At 66.0% G+C, this 15,804-nt stretch carries 15 protein-coding genes; 8 read left to right on the top strand and 7 right to left on the bottom strand.

The annotated features are described in order from the left end of the window. Positions 1 to 27 precede the first annotated feature (27 nt). Positions 28 to 522 carry a Rossmann-fold NAD(P)-binding domain-containing protein gene (locus PU724_RS17740; RefSeq protein ID WP_354423180.1) on the top strand — a complete coding sequence of 165 codons (495 nt, stop codon included), beginning with the start codon at positions 28 to 30 and terminating at the stop codon, positions 520 to 522. Then, positions 431 to 652, top strand: a complete 222-nt coding sequence (locus PU724_RS17735) for a hypothetical protein (protein ID WP_245494399.1) — start codon at positions 431 to 433, stop codon at positions 650 to 652. Before PU724_RS17740 ends, PU724_RS17735 begins: the two co-directional genes overlap by 92 nt. 229 nt (positions 653 to 881) lie before the next feature. Here the strand turns inward: PU724_RS17735 and PU724_RS17730 are convergent, their stop codons facing one another. The 7 genes from PU724_RS17730 to PU724_RS17700 form a co-directional block, all read right to left on the bottom strand. Continuing rightward, positions 882 to 2,120, bottom strand: coding sequence for an MFS transporter (locus PU724_RS17730; protein WP_127283070.1), 1,239 nt, complete (start codon positions 2,118 to 2,120; stop codon positions 882 to 884). Between the two features lie 160 nt (positions 2,121 to 2,280). Beyond that, positions 2,281 to 3,381 (bottom strand): aminotransferase class I/II-fold pyridoxal phosphate-dependent enzyme, encoded by a 1,101-nt coding sequence (locus PU724_RS17725; RefSeq protein WP_127283071.1) that lies wholly within the window; start codon positions 3,379 to 3,381, stop codon positions 2,281 to 2,283. Between the two features lie 119 nt (positions 3,382 to 3,500). Then, positions 3,501 to 3,956 carry a Ros/MucR family transcriptional regulator gene (locus PU724_RS17720; RefSeq protein WP_127283072.1) on the bottom strand — a complete coding sequence of 152 codons (456 nt, stop codon included), beginning with the start codon at positions 3,954 to 3,956 and terminating at the stop codon, positions 3,501 to 3,503. Positions 3,957 to 4,072: 116 nt separating this feature from the next. Next, on the bottom strand, positions 4,073 to 4,777 hold the full coding sequence (locus PU724_RS17715) for an ROK family protein (protein ID WP_127283073.1): 705 nt from the start codon (positions 4,775 to 4,777) through the stop codon (positions 4,073 to 4,075). Between the two features lie 10 nt (positions 4,778 to 4,787). Beyond that, a complete protein-coding gene (gene zwf / locus PU724_RS17710) occupies positions 4,788 to 6,164 on the bottom strand; it encodes a glucose-6-phosphate dehydrogenase (RefSeq protein ID WP_354423177.1) in 1,377 nt (458 codons plus the stop codon). A gap of 18 nt (positions 6,165 to 6,182) precedes the next feature. Further along, positions 6,183 to 7,196 (bottom strand): phosphogluconate dehydrogenase (NAD(+)-dependent, decarboxylating), encoded by a 1,014-nt coding sequence (gnd, locus tag PU724_RS17705; protein WP_127392816.1) that lies wholly within the window; start codon positions 7,194 to 7,196, stop codon positions 6,183 to 6,185. Between the two features lie 97 nt (positions 7,197 to 7,293). Continuing rightward, entirely contained in the window at positions 7,294 to 9,699 is a 2,406-nt protein-coding gene (locus tag PU724_RS17700; RefSeq protein ID WP_354423175.1) for a glucan 1,4-alpha-glucosidase, read from the bottom strand. Between the two features lie 226 nt (positions 9,700 to 9,925). Between PU724_RS17700 and PU724_RS17695 the strand changes: the two genes are divergently transcribed. The 6 genes from PU724_RS17695 to PU724_RS17670 all read left to right on the top strand — a co-directional run bounded on the left by PU724_RS17695 (position 9,926) and on the right by PU724_RS17670 (position 15,804). Beyond that, on the top strand, positions 9,926 to 11,197 hold the full coding sequence (locus PU724_RS17695; RefSeq protein ID WP_292168848.1) for a histidine kinase: 1,272 nt from the start codon (positions 9,926 to 9,928) through the stop codon (positions 11,195 to 11,197). A 2-nt stretch (positions 11,198 to 11,199) separates the two neighbouring features. Further along, complete coding sequence (locus tag PU724_RS17690; protein WP_245478148.1) at positions 11,200 to 11,931, top strand: response regulator transcription factor; 732 nt, start codon at positions 11,200 to 11,202, stop codon at positions 11,929 to 11,931. 126 nt (positions 11,932 to 12,057) lie between these two features. Then, positions 12,058 to 12,252, top strand: coding sequence for a tautomerase family protein (locus tag PU724_RS17685; RefSeq protein ID WP_127283079.1), 195 nt, complete (start codon positions 12,058 to 12,060; stop codon positions 12,250 to 12,252). Next, a complete protein-coding gene (locus PU724_RS17680; RefSeq protein ID WP_292168849.1) occupies positions 12,252 to 13,139 on the top strand; it encodes an SMP-30/gluconolactonase/LRE family protein in 888 nt (295 codons plus the stop codon). Before PU724_RS17685 ends, PU724_RS17680 begins: the two co-directional genes overlap by 1 nt. A gap of 95 nt (positions 13,140 to 13,234) precedes the next feature. After that, complete coding sequence (locus PU724_RS17675; RefSeq protein ID WP_127393214.1) at positions 13,235 to 14,248, top strand: ABC transporter substrate-binding protein; 1,014 nt, start codon at positions 13,235 to 13,237, stop codon at positions 14,246 to 14,248. A 44-nt stretch (positions 14,249 to 14,292) separates the two neighbouring features. Then, positions 14,293 to 15,804 carry a sugar ABC transporter ATP-binding protein gene (locus PU724_RS17670; RefSeq protein ID WP_292168850.1) on the top strand — a complete coding sequence of 504 codons (1,512 nt, stop codon included), beginning with the start codon at positions 14,293 to 14,295 and terminating at the stop codon, positions 15,802 to 15,804.

The following is a 15,804-nucleotide window of genomic DNA, read 5'->3' as shown; positions in this document are numbered from 1 at the left end:
AAGGTTTTTGAGGAGATCGCCACCATCATGAGCGCTCAAGGCTTGCCCAGCGTTCTCGCATTTGAACGCTACGACCCGACTGACGCCTCGCTGGACTGGCTGCGCGAGCGTGGAGTCAACGTCATTTTCGGAAATGGGCTCTGGGAAATGCCGTTCGAGCGCTTCACCGAGGATGAGCTGATTGCCAAGGCACACGGCTGTGTCGCCTTGATGGGGGCAGGCGGCACCCGCATCACCCGGCGTGTCATGCAGGCGCTTCCGGATCTGCGCTACATCTCCAAATATGGCATTGGTGTCGACAGCATCGACATCGACGCCGCCACCGAGCACGGCATTCTGGTTTCCAACACGCCGAACGATTTTCAGATCTTCACGGTCAGCGAGCACGCGGTCGCTCTGATGCTGGCAGTCCGCTGGTGCGGCGCTCGACGTGTTCGACCAGGAGCCGCCGAAGACCGACGATCCGCTGTTTTCGCCACCCAACGTCTTGTGCACGCCGCATGTCGCGGCCTGGACGACTGAAGGAACTCAGGCCATCGGCTGGCATGCGGCCAAGAACCTCTGGGCGATGATGAGCGGCGAAGGACATGCCGATATCGTCAACCCGCAAGCCAAGCAGCGCAGGAGTGCGCCCTTGCTCAGCGACGTGTGATTCCAGGAGGCTGCGTGAATGCCCAACCCCCCTCCTCTCTCGATTGTGGCCACCTGCTTCCATGTTTCGGCATCGGGTCATGTCTCGACGATACCCACCTAACCTGAATGTCAGCTCTCGAGGATTCGCAGTCCGATCCCGCCGGTCTTCTCTCGGCTCCATCTCAGCATTATCGGCGCAAGCTTGATTGGCCCGAGCGTCGGATCCAGCGGCTTAGATACGGCGCTAATCAATTCCGGCCGTTGAGGTGCCGTACCCGCCGCAGTGCCGGGAACAGCCAGGCCCACAGGCCTGCGACCGCGACGGCGCCGATGCCGCCGATCACCACCGCCGGCACGGTGCCGATCAGCGCCGCCATGGTGCCGGCGCGGAATTCGCCGACCTCGTTGGAGGCGCCGACGAAGACCTGGTTCACCGCATTGACGCGGCCGCGCACCTCGTCAGGCGTCCACAGCTGGATCAGCGTCTCGCGGATATAGACGCTGAACATGTCGGTGGCGCCGAGCAGGGCAAGGGCCAGGATTGACAGCCAGGTGATGGTTGAAACGCCGAACAGAACCGTGACAGCGCCGAACAGACCGACGAAGCCCAGCATGATCTTGCCGGCATGGTCGCGGATCGGGTGGCCGGCCAGCCAGACTGCGACGCAGATGGCGCCGATGCCCGGTGCCGAGCGCAGCAGGCCGAGGCCCCAGGGTCCAAGCTCGAGGATGTCGCGCGCATAGACCGGCAGCAGCGCCGAGGCGCCCGACAGGAGCACGGCAAACAGATCGAGCGAGATGGCGCCGAGCACGATCTTCTCGCTCCAGATGTAGCGGAAGCCGGCAAACAGCGTTTCCATCGTCGGCTTGTCGGTGGCGGTCTGCTGGGCGGGCTTCGGAATGGTGAAAACGAGCAGCGCCGCAACCAGCATCAGGACGGCGGCGGTGATGTAGGCCGTCTCCGCCGAAAGCCCGTAGAGCAGGCCGCCGGCGACGGGCCCGACAATGGTTGCCGTCTGCCAGGCCGACGAATTCCAGGCGATCGCATTGGCGAAGTCCTCCGGCGGCACCAGATTGGCGAACAGCGAGGATGAGGCCGGTCCATAGAAGGCGCGCGCTATGCCGAACATCGCAAGCACCACAAAGATCGGCAGCGGGCCGGCGAGGCCTCGCAACGTAAGCAGCAAGAGCGCAACCGCACAGCCCGCTTCGATCAGCGACGACAAGGTCATGATCAGGCGGCGGCCGAAGCGGTCGGCGACGACGCCGGTGACCAACACCAGGAGCAGCGACGGCAGGAACTGGACGATGCCGACGATGCCGAGGTCGAATGGATCGCGGGTCAGATCGTAGACCTGCCAGCCGACGGCGACGGAGACGATCATGGTGGCGAAGGTGGTGAGGAAGCGCGCCGCCCAGTAGCTGAGGAAGGGCCTGTGCCGGAAGGCGGCATAGCGCTGGTCCGGCGATGTCTGTTCGGCAGTCATGGAGAGAAAGGCCCCGTTGCGAAAAAAGGCCGGCGGGGCAACTTCCACGATGGGCGCTGGTCCGGCCAGATGACCTTCTAGCAAAGATCGCGGCGGGATGTGTGGCAGAATCGGCGCTGGATCAAGAAAATTCCGGCTGGCGGCAAGGCGGGACGGAAAGTCAGTCCCTTAGCGCGGCGGAGATGGCCTCCAGCCCGCCGCGCAATTCGGCCTCCTTCGGCCAGCCGAAGCCGATACGGAAGAAGCGCTTCGGCATCTCGAACCAATGGCCGGGGCCGACATAGGTGCCATGGTCTTCCAGCAGCCTTGCGTAGAAGCGGTCGAGGTCGAAATCGGCGCCGACATTCAGGCGAGGGAAGCCGACGACGCCGCCTTCCGGCCGCACCCAGCCGACCAGCGGCTCGCGGTCTATCCAGGCCTGGACGATGTCGCGGCGCTTGGCCATGTCGGGCAGCAGTGTCGCCAAAAAGGCGTCGCGCCGCTGGAGCATGCCGCGCGCGATGGCTTCGTCGATGACGCTGCCGCAGATGCCGATCTGCTCCTTGGCGGCGAGGAACCTTTCCTGGAGCGCGGTGTCGCGCGTGACCAGCCAGCCGATGCGGATGCCGGGAATGCCGAACGCCTTGGACAGCGACGAGACGCTGATCGCCGAGCGGCTCAGCGATGCCGCCGCCGGCAGGCGCCGCCCGTAGGAAAGGTCGCGATAGGTCTCGTCGACCAGCAGATGGCATTGTCGGCTTTCGGCCAGCGCCACCAGCGCGTCGAGATCGGCCCGGCCCATCGTCGTGCCTGTCGGATTGTGCGGGCAGGTGACGCTGATCAGCTTCGTGTTCGGCCGCAGGCTAGCCGCCACGCGCTCGACGTCGACGGCGAAGCCGTCATCGAAATCGAGGTCGACATAGGAGATGGCGCAGCCGATCGCCCGGGGCGTCTCGATGTTGGTGGCGTAGTTGGGCCTGACGACGACGAGGTGGTCGCGCTCGGACAGCAGCGCGGTCGAGATGATGAACAGCGCGCCGGCGGCACCCGCGGTGACCAGCACGTCATCCGGCGAAAGCCCGTCGTCCTGCGCCGCGACCAGGGCGCGCAATTCCCGGTCGCCGCGATGTTCGCCGTAGAACAGCGTCAGATCCGGCAGCGACAGACCAATGTCGGAGAGCTTCTGGTCGGCGATCGAGCTTTCGGAGAGATTGAAGCGGATGCGGTCGTAGCCGTATTCCTCCGGCGCCTCCTTCTCGATCACCATCCGTGCGTAGTTCATGGCTGCCTCCGACACTGTCGGGGTTATCCAAGCCCAAAAGCATGAAGCCTGCCAAGGCGGATTCGCCGGCAGGCTTCTGTTCCAGTCGTTGAAACTATTGGCTCAGCGCCGTGAGTTGCTCAGGCCGAAACCTTTTTCCTGCCCCTGGTCTTGACCGGCTCGGCGGCCTTGCGGCCAAGGCCGATCGACTTCGCCAGCTCGGAGCGCGACGCGGCATAGTTGGGGGCAACCATCGGGTAGTCGGCCGGCAAGCCCCACTTGGTGCGGTAGGCTTCCGGCGTCAGCCCGAAATGGACGCCGAGATGGCGCTTCAGCGATTTGAACTTCTTGCCGTCCTCGAGGCAGATGATGTAGTCCGGCGTCACCGAACGCCTGGGATTGACTGCGGGGACGAGCGGCGCGGCGACCGGTTCGGGCGGCTGGCCGAGGCTGCTGATCGAGGCGCTGACGCTGGCGATGAGCTCGCTGAGGCCGGAGGCAGGCAGACGGTTCTTCTCGACGTAGGCGGAAACGATGTGGGCGGTAAGCTCGAGCAGGTCGATTTCCTTGCGAGCGTCATTGCTGTCGTCGGCCAATTTATTTCTCCGTCGGTAGGGGGTGGCGCGACTCCTAGTCGGCAAATCTGCTCAACGCAATGACTTCGCGCCGCGAAACACGTTATTTTGAATAACTATACTGAGATGTAATACTATCAGACGATCAGTGCCTTGTCGCGCCACAGTCGAAAACCGCCTTCGAAAGCACGCGTATTGTCGCCGCGCCTGGAATCGGCGGGCATTTGATCAAGCTTGTCGACGTTGCCGCCGCCGATGACGACGTAGTCCGGCTGCAGGGCGGCGCGAAGCCTGTCGACGACGTCGAACACGGATTTGCGCCATTTCCTCTTGCCGCGCTTCTCCAGCCCGCGCTCGCCGACATAGTCCTCGAAGCTGCCGCCCTTCTTGTAGGGAAGGTGGGCGAGTTCCATCGGCTGGGCGACATTGTCGACGATCATAGCGGCGCCGAGGCCGGTGCCGAGGCCGAGAAACAGCATGCGCCCGCCCTCATAGCTGCCGATGGCCTGCATCAGCGCGTCGTTGATTACCTTCACCGGCTTGCCGAAGGCGGCGGCGAAGTCGTGGCCCGCCCAACCCTTGCCGAGATTGGCGGGGTCGGCGAAAGGCCGGTTGTGGGCGACCGGGCCGGGGTAGCCCATCGAGATCACGTCATAGGAGAGGCCCTCGGCCAGCGTCTTCACCGAGGCGATCATCTGCTGCGGCGTCAGGCCCGGGCCGGACTCGGCGCGGCGCATCTCGCCGCCGGCGCTGGTCAGGATCTTGACGTGCGAGCCGCCGATGTCGATCGTCAGCACGATCGGTTCCGCGTCCGCCGCCGCCGGCTTTGCCGCCTTGGCCATGTCGTTGCCCCTATTTCGATGGGTTGATCCAGCCGTTCGGCGGGCCGAAGCCGTTCATGGCATCGGCCGGTCCCCAGCTCTTCGGCGCGTAGATGTGCGGCGCCGTCGTGTCGCCAAGCACCGGGCCGACAATGCGCCAGGCAAGCTCGGCCGCATCCTGGCGGGTGAACAGCTGGCCGTTGCCGTTCATGGCGTCGCCGATCAGCCGCTCATAGGGCGGCATGTCGCCCTTCGAGTCGTCGAGCGCCGTCAGTTCCACCTGCTCGCCGACCATGTCGTCGCCGGCCACCTTGCGCTGGGCGCCGATCGAGATCGCCACCTGCGGGTCGATGCGGAAGCGGACATAGTTGGCGTCGTCGGGCTTGATCGGGTCGAAGACATCGAGCGGCGGCCGCTTCAGCCGCACGATCACCTCGGTGGCATGCACCGGCATGTTCTTGCCGGCGCGGATGAAGAAGGGCACGTCCTGCCAGCGCCAGGTGTCGACGAAGAAGCGCACCGCGGCGAAGGTCTCGACCGGGGAGTTGGGCTTGACACCCGGCTCCGCCAGATAGCCGTCGAACTGACCGCGCACGACATCTTCCTTGGTCAGCGTGCGGATGGCGCGGAGCACCTGCACCTTCTCGTCGATCAGGTCGTCGGCCGAGCGGCCGACCGGCGGCTCCATGGCGAGCAGCAACAATATGTTGAGCAGGTGGTTCTCGATGACGTCGCGGATGCAGCCGACATCGTCATAGAATTTGCCGCGGCCGTCGATGCCGAAATCCTCGGCCATGGTGATCTGCACGCTCTCGACGAAATTGCGGTTCCAGATCGGCTCGAGGAAGGCATTGGCGAAGCGGAAATAGAGCAGGTTCTGGATCGCTTCCTTGCCGAGATAGTGGTCGATGCGGAAGATCGACTGCTCGTCGAACACCAGGTGCAGCACCCGGTTCAGCCAGCGCGCCGACTGCAAATCGTGACCGAAGGGCTTTTCCACCATCAGCCGCGCGCCGCGCGCGGTGCCGGACTGCTCCAGCCCCTGGACGACAGTCTCGAACATGGTCGGCGGCACCGCCATGTAGTGCAGCGGGTGCTGGGCGGAGCCGAGTGCTGTCTTCAGTTTCTCGAAGGTCGCGCCGTCGCGGTAGTCGCCGCTGACATAGCGCAGTTGCGAGGCCAGCTTGGCGAACACCGTCTCGTCGACGCTGCCCAGCGCGTTGGCGATGCCGTCGTGGGCGCGCGCCTGCAATTTGCCGATGTCCCAGGGGTCGAAGGCGACGCCGATCACCGGCTCGGTCAGCGTCCCCTTGGCGACCATCTGGTAAAGTGCCGGGAATATCTTCTTGTGGGCGAGGTCGCCGGTCGCTCCGAAGAGCACCAGCGTGTCGGACCGTTCCTGGCTCATCAATGTCTTCCCCCGCACTCAGGCGCCGGTCTTCGGCTTCTCGACATGGCCGCCGAAGGCGTAGCGCATGGCGGAGAGCAGCTTGTCAGCGAATTCGGATTCGCCTTGCGAGGAGAAGCGGTCGAACAGCGCCGAGGACAGCACCGGCGCCGGCACGCCGGTGTCGATCGCCGCCTTCAGCGTCCAGCGGCCTTCGCCGGAATCCGAAACGCGACCGCCGAACTGCGTCAGCGCCGGGTCGTTCTTCAGCGCGCCGGCGGTGAGATCGAGCAGCCAGGAGCCGATGACGCTGCCGTGACGCCAGACCTCGGCGACCTGCGGCAGGTCGATGTCGAACTGGTAGTATTGCGGGTTTTCCAGCGGGCTGGTCTCGGCGTCGGCGGTGCGCGCGCGCTTGCCGGCATTCGCTGACTTCAGGATGTTGATGCCTTCGGCATAGGCGGCCATGACGCCGTATTCGATGCCGTTGTGGACCATCTTGACGAAATGGCCGGCGCCGCTCGGCCCGCAATGCAGATAGCCGTAGGGCGCGGTGCCGGCGTCCTTGGCCGGCGTGCTGTCGGCGTCGGCGCCGGGTGCCAGCGTGGCGAAGATCGGATCGAGATGGCGAACCGCCTCGTCCGGGCCGCCGATCATCAGGCAGTAGCCGCGATCCAGGCCCCAGACGCCGCCGCTGGTGCCGACATCGACATAGTTGATGCCCTTGGCTGCAAGCTCGGCGGCCTGGTCGACGGCGTCGTGATAGTAGGAATTGCCGCCGTCGATGATGATGTCGCCGGGCTCCATCAGCGCCGCCACCTGGTCGGCGATCTTGCCGGTGATCGCCGCCGGCAGCATCAGCCAGGCGCTGCGCGGCTTGGAAAGCTTGCCGACGAACTCCTCCATCGAGGCCGCGCCGATGGCGCCGTCTTTGACCAAAGCGGCGACGCTTGCCGGGTTGATGTCGTAGACGACGCATTCATGGCCGTCGCGCATGAGGCGGCGCACCATGTTGGCGCCCATCCTGCCCAGTCCCATCATTCCGATCTGCATGGTCTTATCCCAGTCGCTCGAGGAAAATAGAATCTACTGGCCGTGCTGTCTTGATCGATCATGATCTTTTCCGAAAACCGGTATCCACTTTTCGGGATCATGACTGGGCATCGACGCCGACGGTGAAGTCAACATTCTCCCAACGGCCGGTGTCGGGCCAGAAAAAAGTGAAGACGATCGTGCTTCCCTGCGGCAGGCGGTCAACGGGCAGATCCACCAGATGGACGCCGAAGGCGTTCTCGGCGGTCCTGTCGTCGCGCACCGTCAGCCACTTGTCGCTGCTCCAGTGCACCACGCCTTTGGCCGCAAGCTCGACGCGCAGCATCTCGCCGGCGGGGATGGCGCGGATCTTGTTGTTGAAGCGCCATATCCTCCTGGGCGAGGTGGTCCTTGCCTTGATGTAGCGCTCGACGCCTTGCGGCGGCAGGTCGAACACGGCGCCGTCGCGGAGCGAGCGCAACAGCTTGATATGCTCGGCATGCGCCCAGACCAGCGGCATGGCGCTGCCCGAGGGCGCGCCGAGGTGCAACTCGCGCTGCGGCAGGTCTGGGCCGTCCCAGACCTGCTCCGGCAGCAGGCCGCCGACCCCGGCGGACGCCTCGAGCGTCGCAAGCAGGCTTTCCGCTCTGTCCCTGTGGCCCGCCGCCAGCTCGTAGTGGGCGCGCTCGCCCGCCAGCAAGGGCCACGCGCGGCCCAGGCCGGTGCCGTCGAAGGGTGAGCCGTCCTCGTGCTCGCCATAGCCGTCGCCGGAGTAGCGGTACCAGAGCGGTCCCTGCGGCAGGTCGCGGCGCAGCCTGGCGTCTATGACCTTCAAAGTGTCGAGGATGCGCGGATCATCCGCGGCCCTGAGCCCAAAGCGCACCAGCGCCAACGCATCCGGGCTGATGATGGCCTCGGCCGGCCTGTCGGTGTCGGTCGGCGGCCGGTTCTTGATCGGCACATAGCCGTCCTTCGGCGATGCGGCATCCGACGCATCAGGCGGGGCGATGCGGACATAGTAGCCGTTGACGCCTACTTCGGCGCATAGCGGCGTACCCGCGACATAGGTCCAGCGTTCGATCTGGTCGTTCCAGCAATCGGCGGTCTCGCGCAGATAGTTTGCCGGCTCTGTTTTTCCCATGATGTCGAGCATGTCGGCGGCAGCCAGCAGGGCGGCAATCTCGACGGCCAGCGTGAACGGGCTGTAGCCTGCATCCTCTTCCCAGCGGTCCTCGCCGGTGACCGGACCGTTGCGCACCACATAGGCCGCGGCACTTTCGATCATCGGCAGGAACTCGGCGAGCTTTGCGTGCGGCAGATGGCCGGCACGGCGCAGGGCGTCGGCGAGCAGCAGCGGAAAGGCGCATTCGTCCATCTGGATGCCCGGCCAATAGGCGGTGCCGTCGGACCAGGCATTTTGCGGCCAGTGACCGTCCGGCTGCTGGATCGAGCGCAGATAGGTCAGGATCTGCAGCGCCTGGCTGCCGTCGCCGGCGGCGAGGAAGCCGCCTGCCGTCTCGACCAGATCGCGCGGCCAGATAAGGTGATAGCCGCCGAGATCGTCGTCGCCCTTGTTGAAGCCCCAGGGGATCGACAGGCTGGCGACGGCGGCTCCCGGCCTGGCGATCGACAGATGCGAGGCCAGCACCGCCGTGCTGGCGCGGTAGGTGTTCAATCCCGTCACTGACTGCCGGTCGAGCTTCAGCAGCCCGGCCTGCCATTCGCGCCAGTTTTCGACATAGGTCCTGGCAGCGGCATCGAAGCCCTGCTCCAGGCTGGCCGAAGCCATTTCGGCAGCCTCTTCCGGCGAGCTGCCGAAACCGAGCGCCAGCAGCGCCGTGCCGTTGCCGGCGGAAAAGCCGATCTCGCCGGTCAGCGCGACATTGCCGTCCTCGGCCCGCTGGCAGGCCGGATCGAGCGCGCCGCCATGCTGGAGCCGCTGCCAGCCGTCGGAGAAGCCGACATAGCCGGCCGAGCAGGCGCCCCAGGGCAGCGACGAGGCAAGCGCCAGGCAGGTGCCGCGTCCCGAGGCGAACAGCACAGGCCTGCCGTGGTGCTCGCCAACCCAGGCGGTGTTGCCCATGCCGGCATTCACGAGATGCGGCGCCAGAAGCGCGTAGACACGGTAATCGGAAGGCCGGCCCTTGAGCGGCGTGAAGGTGATCTCCTGCAGCAGGACAGGGCGTTTCGGGTCCGTAATGATCCTTTTTTCGATCTTGTATGACGCGTCCGTTGCGGTGTTGGTCAGCCTGTAGGCGGGCACGCCGTCCCCGAAAGGCGCGACAGCATGCACGGCATCGCGCTTCTCTTCCGAAAAAGCGCCGGCGGGGCCGGTGACGATCAGCCCCATATCGCGCGTGCAGGCCTTGTCGAGGCGCGGATAGTAGATTTCGTTGAGGATGCCGTGGCTGATCGTGAACCAGACCCGGCTGGCCTCAGAAAGCGCCGTGCCGACGCCGCTCTTGGCGCTTGACGTCCAGCGCGCCGGTATTCCCGGGGCGCCCTGAGCAACGGTCGCTGCCATGCATCATCTCTCCTGCCGTCGTTCCTAAACCAGGAGCAGAAGGCTTTTCAATCGTCGCACCTGAAGTTGATCGCCGGTCGCAAGAGAGGCGTCGTTGACAGCGGCAGCGGCAAGCGTTCACTATTTCAGCGCAGGGAGGACTGCAGGCAAACCCAGTATCGGCCGCGCTGGCGAACGAGGCGTCGTGGCGTGTCGCTTGGTTAGCCGAAATGGCAAGGGAGGAGACATGTCGGACGTATCTCCCCAGCTGATCGACAGGCTGCTCGCCATTTCGCGGGCGCTGGCAGGCCATATCGATCCGGGCTCCGCATTCCGGGCAACGGCGATCGAAATCGGCACGCTCATCCCGCACGATCATATCGACCTGGCGGTGCTGTCGCAGGACGGACGCATGCATGCCTGCTACGAGGCGGGCTTCCACACCAGCTGGAGCGAGCTGGCGCAGCATCCGGTGGAAGGCAGCCCGATCCGCCACGTGCTGTGGGGCAAGACGCCCTATCTGTTGTCGGACAACGCGCTTGTCGACGACCGCTTCCACTTTGCCGGCGCCTTCGATGGGCCGATTTTCGCGGCCAAGCTGCGCAGCCGCATCATCGTGCCGCTGAGGGCGCGGGGCAGCGTCATCGGCGCGCTCAACATCAGCCGCCACGAGATCGGCTGCTACACGCTGGCGGATGTCGCGGTCGCCCAGCAATGCGCCGATCTGATCGCGCCCTATATTTTCGCGCTGATCCAGACCGAGGAGGCGCGTCGCGCCATGCTTGCCGAAAGCGAGACGCGCAACCGGGCGGAGCTGCTCAGGGTCGGCGCCTCGCAACTGACCGAGGGCATGGAGCGCGAGCGCCGCCGCATGGCGATGGACCTGCACGACCAGACGCTTGGCGACCTTGCCCGCATCGCGCGCCAGGTCTCGGCCTTCCGCAGCCGGGGCATGGCGCGGACGGCGCAGCTCGCCGACCTCGAGCAGGAGATCGCCGGCTGCCTGGCGGAGCTGCGCCACATCGTCGACGACATGCGGCCGAGCGTGCTCGAGCTGTTCGGCCTGCGCGACGCCGTCGAGGCGCATCTGAACCGCAGCGTCGCCCGGGCGAAACCGCCGATCGCGGTGCGCATCGCCGACACCAGCGACGGCAGCGCCGACAGCCTGTCGGAGACGATGCGCACGGCGCTCTACCGGATCGTCCAGGAGGCGATCAACAATGCGGTGCGGCACGCAGCGCCCGGCCGCATCGAGGTGCTGCTGACGTCGACCGACAGCGTGTTCAGGGTCGTCGTCACCGATGACGGCCATGGCTGCGGCACGATCGACCCGGCGGCGCAGGGCGGCATCGGCCACATGCACACGCGGGCAGCGCTCGTCGGCGCGCGGCTGCGCTTCGAGCCGGCCGGCCGCAAGGGCGGCACCAGGGTGATGATCGAGATCGATCGCGCGCCGGCGGACGGCAAGCCGGCCACGGCTGGCGAGCGGCAGGCGGTATCGGAGGTGGCGTCGTGCTGATCATGATTGCCGAGAATGACGGGCTGCATCGCACCTTCGCGCGCCGGACGGTGGAACAGCTGTGGCCGGGCGATGTCGAGGTGATCGAGGCCGGCGACGGCGAGGATGCCATCAACCTGGCGGCCGAGCGCGAGCCGCCGCATGTCGTGCTCGACCTGCAACTGCCCAAGGCGACGGGCATCGAGGTGGCGCGCGCGATCTGGAGCCGACGCGCCGGCACGCACATCCTGTTCTGGTCGAACTTCGCCGACGAGGCCTATGTGCGGGGCGTGGCGCGCATCGTGCCGCCCGGCTCGGTCTATGGCTATGTGCTGAAATCGGCGACCGAGGAAGGCATGCGCTCGGCGCTGCGCGGCGTCTTCCGCGAAGGTCACTGCATCATCGACCGCGAGATCCGTGGTATCCAGCACCGCGTCCAGGACCGCTTCGAGGGCATCACCGACGGCGAGTATGAGAGCCTGATTGACATCGCCTTGGGCCTGACCGACAGGGCGATCGCGGCGCGCCGCGGCCTGTCGATCCGCGGCGCCCAAAGCCGCATAAAGCATGTCTACGACAAGCTGGGCATCGTGCCGCCGGAGGAGGGCGCCGGAGAGGCTTCGGTCTTCAACTCGCGCACGCGGGCGATCTACCTCGCCCTGGCGCGGGGCCTGGTCAACATCGATGCGCTGCGCCGCGAGCAGGACAGGCTCGACGCCTGGCTGGCACAGGCGGCGCCGCTGCAGGATCAATGATCCTTGTCACCGGCTTGCAACCGACTGTGCAAAACCACAGTCGGCGCTGCGCGTTGACCCGTATCGCCCGGCCCGGGGCCTGACTAGGCTCGCTCCCCACAACAAGAAAATGCCCGGGAGGCGCCGATGCCGTTCGTCAACATACGGATACTCGAGGGCCATTCGCAAAAGCGCAAGGACGAGATCTCGCGCCGCGTCACCGAAGCCATCAGCGAGGTCGCCGAACTGCCCAAGGAGGCGATCTGGGTGGTGTTCGAGGACGTGGCCGGCAGCGACTGGTTCGTCGGCGGCGCGGCTGTCCGCAAGCCGAAGGACCAGTGATGTCGATTTCGGCGCGGGCACGCCATTCCGGCTTCGACGACGTTGTCGGCAACGCGTCGATGGAACGGCTGGCCACGGGCTACTCCTTCATCGAAGGGCCGGTGTGGCATCCTTACGAGAAATGGCTGGTGTTTTCCGACATTCCCGAAAGCCGCATGTACAGGCGCAGCCCATCGGGCGAGATCGAGCTGTTCCGGGAGCCCAGCCATAAAGCCAATGGCAACACGCTCGACCGCCGCGGGCGGCTGGTCACTTGCGAGCACGCGACGAGCCGCGTCACCCGCGCCGAGCCGGACGGAACCGTGACCGTGCTCGCCACCCATTACGGCGACAAGGAGCTGAACAGCCCGAACGACGTCGTCGTCGCTACCGGCGGCTCCATCTACTTCACCGACCCCGGCTTTGGCCGGGTGAAATTCTACGGCGTGCCGCGACAGCAGGAGCTTTCGTTCCAGGGTGTCTACCGGATCGACGGCGACGGCGCCCTGACCTTGCTTGCCGACGATTTCGCGCAGCCCAACGGGCTCTGCTTCTCGCTCGACGAATCGCGCCTGTTCATCAACGACACCGAGCGCGGGCATATCAGGGTGTTCCGCGTCGAGACCAATGGCGACCTCAATGGCGGCGCGGTCTGGGCGGTGATCGAAGGCACGGAGCCGGGATCGACCGACGGCATGAAGATCGACAGCCGCGGCAATCTCTATTGCACCGGCCCGGGCGGCATCCACGTCTTCGATGCCTCCGGCGAGCTTCTCGGCGTCATCGCGACGCCGGAAGACTGTGCCAATTTCACCTTCGGCGACGAGGATCTGAGGAGCCTCTACATCGCCGCGTCGACGTCGCTCTACCGGCTCAGAGTCCGCGTGCCGGGGCTGAGGCTGTTTTGAGCGCGGGATCGTCCGGGCTCAAATCGGATTGGAAGTGAGGCCGGCCTTAAAAGCCGGCTGGAGTGCAGCAGTCAACACATCTGGGAGGATACGACATGAAGAAACTACTCGTCCTGAGCGCTCTGGCGGCGATGCTCGCCTCGGGCACCGCGCTTGCCGATACCAGCGGCAAGAAGATCGCCTTCTCCAACAACTACGCAGGCAATTCGTGGCGCCAGGCGATGCTGGACAGCTACGGCATCGTCACCAAGAAGGCGGTCGAGGACAAGGTGGTCGCGGCCGCCGACGTCTTCACCACCGCCGACAAGGAAGTGCCGACCCAGGCCGCCCAGGTGCAGAACCTGATCCTGCAGGGCTACGACGCCATCGTCATCAACGCCGCCTCGCCGGATGCGCTCAACGGCGCCATCAAGCAGGCCTGCGATGCCGGCATCGTCGTCGTCTCCTTCGACGGCACCGTCACCGAGCCCTGCGCCTACCGGGTCGTCGTCGACTTCAAGGACATGGGCAAGCAGGAAGTCGAGCAGATGGCCAAGTTCCAGCCCAAGGGCGGCAATCTGCTGGAAATCCGCGGCCTGGCCGGAACCTCGATCGACGACGCCATCCATGCCGGCATCCTCGAAGGCGTCGCCGCCCATCCCGAGTTCAAGATCGTCGGCTCGGTGACCGGCGACTGGGACCAGACCACGGCGCAGAAGGCGGTGGCGACCATCCTGCCGTCGCTGCCGGATGTCGTCGGCATCGTCGACCAGGGCGGTGACGGCTACGGCGCCGCGCAGGCCTTCGCCGCCGCCGGCAAGCCGCGCCCGACCATCATCATGGGCAACCGCCAGGACGAGCTGAAGTGGTGGAAAGAGCAGAAGGAGAAGGACGGCTACAAGACATGGTCGGCGTCGATCGCGCCGGGCGTCTCGACGCTGGCCTTCTGGGTGGCGCAGCAGGTGCTCGACGGCCGCACCGACATTCCGCACGACCTTCTGGTGCCGTACCTCGCCTTCACCCAGGACGATTTCGAAGCCGCCCTGCCGAAGATCAAGGAAGGCGGCGTCGCCACGCACGAATATACGCAGGAAGACGCCATCGGGGCCATCAAAGCCAACATCAAGTGATGGCTACTGTTGCCGCCGGCATCGCCAACCGGATATCGTTGAGCATGCCCAAGGCAAACACCGACACCAGGCTGGACGGCGCCGCGAAGCATTTCGGCGCCGCCAATATCGACATCATCAGGCTGGACGGTGCCGAAAAGCATTTCGGCGCCGTCCGGGCGCTTGGCGGCGTCGACTTCCATGTCGGCGCCGGCGAATGCGTCGGCCTCGTCGGCCATAACGGCGCCGGCAAGTCGACGCTGATGCATATGGTGGCAGGCACGCTTGTCCCCGACAGCGGCGCGATCACGGTGCGGGGCAGCGCCGAGCGGGACTATTCGGTGCCGCGGGCGCTTGAGCTCGGCATACGCTGCGTGTTCCAGGAGCTGTCGCTCTGCCCGAACCTCAGCGTCGCCGAGAACACGCGCATCAACCATCCTTCGCTCATCGGTTTCGGCTGGCGCCGCAAGGCCGCCGAGCTGATCGCCGCCAAGCTGGACGAAATCTTCCCCGACCATGGCATCTCCGCTTCCGACATCGCCGGCGACCTGTCGATCGGCCGGCGGCAGATGGTGGAAGTGGCGCGCGCCTTCACGCTGACCGAGGATCCGCTGGCGCTGGTCATCCTCGACGAGCCGACCTCGTCGCTCGACGCGCACACGGCCGGCCAGCTGCTAGCCTTCGTGCGCCGCTTCGTCGCTTCCGGCGGCAGCTGCATCCTGATCTCGCATGTGCTGGGCGAAGTGCTGCAGAACGCCGACCGCATCGTGGTGATGCGCGACGGCAAGGTCGTCGCCGCCGACGCCGCAAGCGCCTTCGACCGCGACCGGCTGGTCGCCACCATGGGCGGCGCCGAGGGGCATCAGAGAACGGCCGCGGAGACAAGGAAGGCCGAAGCCGGGCCGCTGCGGGTCAAGGCGCGTCCGGCGCGGCAGCAGGACGGCAAGGAGCTCGTCGCCCGCGCGGGCGAGATCATCGGGCTCGCCGGGCTCGCCGGTCACGGGCAGACCGATCTGTTGCTGGCGATCTTTGCCGCTGCCCAGCGCGCCAGGACCGGCATCGAGGTGACCGCGCCGGTGGCGCTGGTGGCCGGCGACCGCCAGTCGGACGGCATCTTCCCGCAGTGGTCGATCGCTGAGAATATCGGCATCCGCTCGCTGGCGCGGCTGCGCACCGGGTTGCTGATCTCGCCGCAGCGCGAGGCCGAGCTTGCCGACTTCTGGAAGAACAAGATCGGCATCCGCACGCCGGACATGAACAACAACATCTACTCGCTGTCCGGGGGCAACCAGCAGAAGGCGCTGTTTGCGCGCGCGCTGGGCTCGGATGCCGGGATCGTGCTGATGGACGATCCGATGCGCGGCGTCGACATCGGCACCAAGCTCGAAGTCTACGACCTGGTGCGCGAGGAGGCTGGCCGCGGCCGCACCTTCCTCTGGTACACAACCGAAACCGAAGAGCTCGACAATTGCGACCACGTCTATGTCTTCAAGAACGGCCGCATCGTCGCCAATCTCGGACGCGACGAGCTGACCGAGGAAAAGATCATCCAGTCCTCGTTCGGCGACGCGGCCTGA

The organism is Mesorhizobium abyssinicae (assembly GCF_049887195.1).
Taxonomy (GTDB): Bacteria; Pseudomonadota; Alphaproteobacteria; order Rhizobiales; family Rhizobiaceae; genus Mesorhizobium; species Mesorhizobium abyssinicae.
The sequence above is the reverse complement of the archived record's forward strand: the minus strand, read 5'-3'. Positions and strand labels throughout refer to the sequence as shown.

Coding starts and splice junctions, on each gene's coding strand:
- zwf (WP_354423177.1), bottom strand. CDS start 6,164: ATGAGCCAGGAACGGTCCGACACGCTGGTGCTCTTCGGAGCGACCGGC.
- PU724_RS17685 (WP_127283079.1), top strand. CDS start 12,058: ATGCCGTTCGTCAACATACGGATACTCGAGGGCCATTCGCAAAAGCGC.
- PU724_RS17695 (WP_292168848.1), top strand. CDS start 9,926: ATGTCGGACGTATCTCCCCAGCTGATCGACAGGCTGCTCGCCATTTCG.
- PU724_RS17675 (WP_127393214.1), top strand. CDS start 13,235: ATGAAGAAACTACTCGTCCTGAGCGCTCTGGCGGCGATGCTCGCCTCG.
- PU724_RS17680 (WP_292168849.1), top strand. CDS start 12,252: ATGTCGATTTCGGCGCGGGCACGCCATTCCGGCTTCGACGACGTTGTC.
- PU724_RS17740 (WP_354423180.1), top strand. CDS start 28: ATGAGCGCTCAAGGCTTGCCCAGCGTTCTCGCATTTGAACGCTACGAC.
- PU724_RS17670 (WP_292168850.1), top strand. CDS start 14,293: ATGCCCAAGGCAAACACCGACACCAGGCTGGACGGCGCCGCGAAGCAT.
- gnd (WP_127392816.1), bottom strand. CDS start 7,196: ATGCAGATCGGAATGATGGGACTGGGCAGGATGGGCGCCAACATGGTG.
- PU724_RS17690 (WP_245478148.1), top strand. CDS start 11,200: ATGATTGCCGAGAATGACGGGCTGCATCGCACCTTCGCGCGCCGGACG.
- PU724_RS17700 (WP_354423175.1), bottom strand. CDS start 9,699: ATGGCAGCGACCGTTGCTCAGGGCGCCCCGGGAATACCGGCGCGCTGG.
- PU724_RS17730 (WP_127283070.1), bottom strand. CDS start 2,120: ATGACTGCCGAACAGACATCGCCGGACCAGCGCTATGCCGCCTTCCGG.
- PU724_RS17725 (WP_127283071.1), bottom strand. CDS start 3,381: ATGAACTACGCACGGATGGTGATCGAGAAGGAGGCGCCGGAGGAATAC.
- PU724_RS17715 (WP_127283073.1), bottom strand. CDS start 4,777: ATGGCCAAGGCGGCAAAGCCGGCGGCGGCGGACGCGGAACCGATCGTG.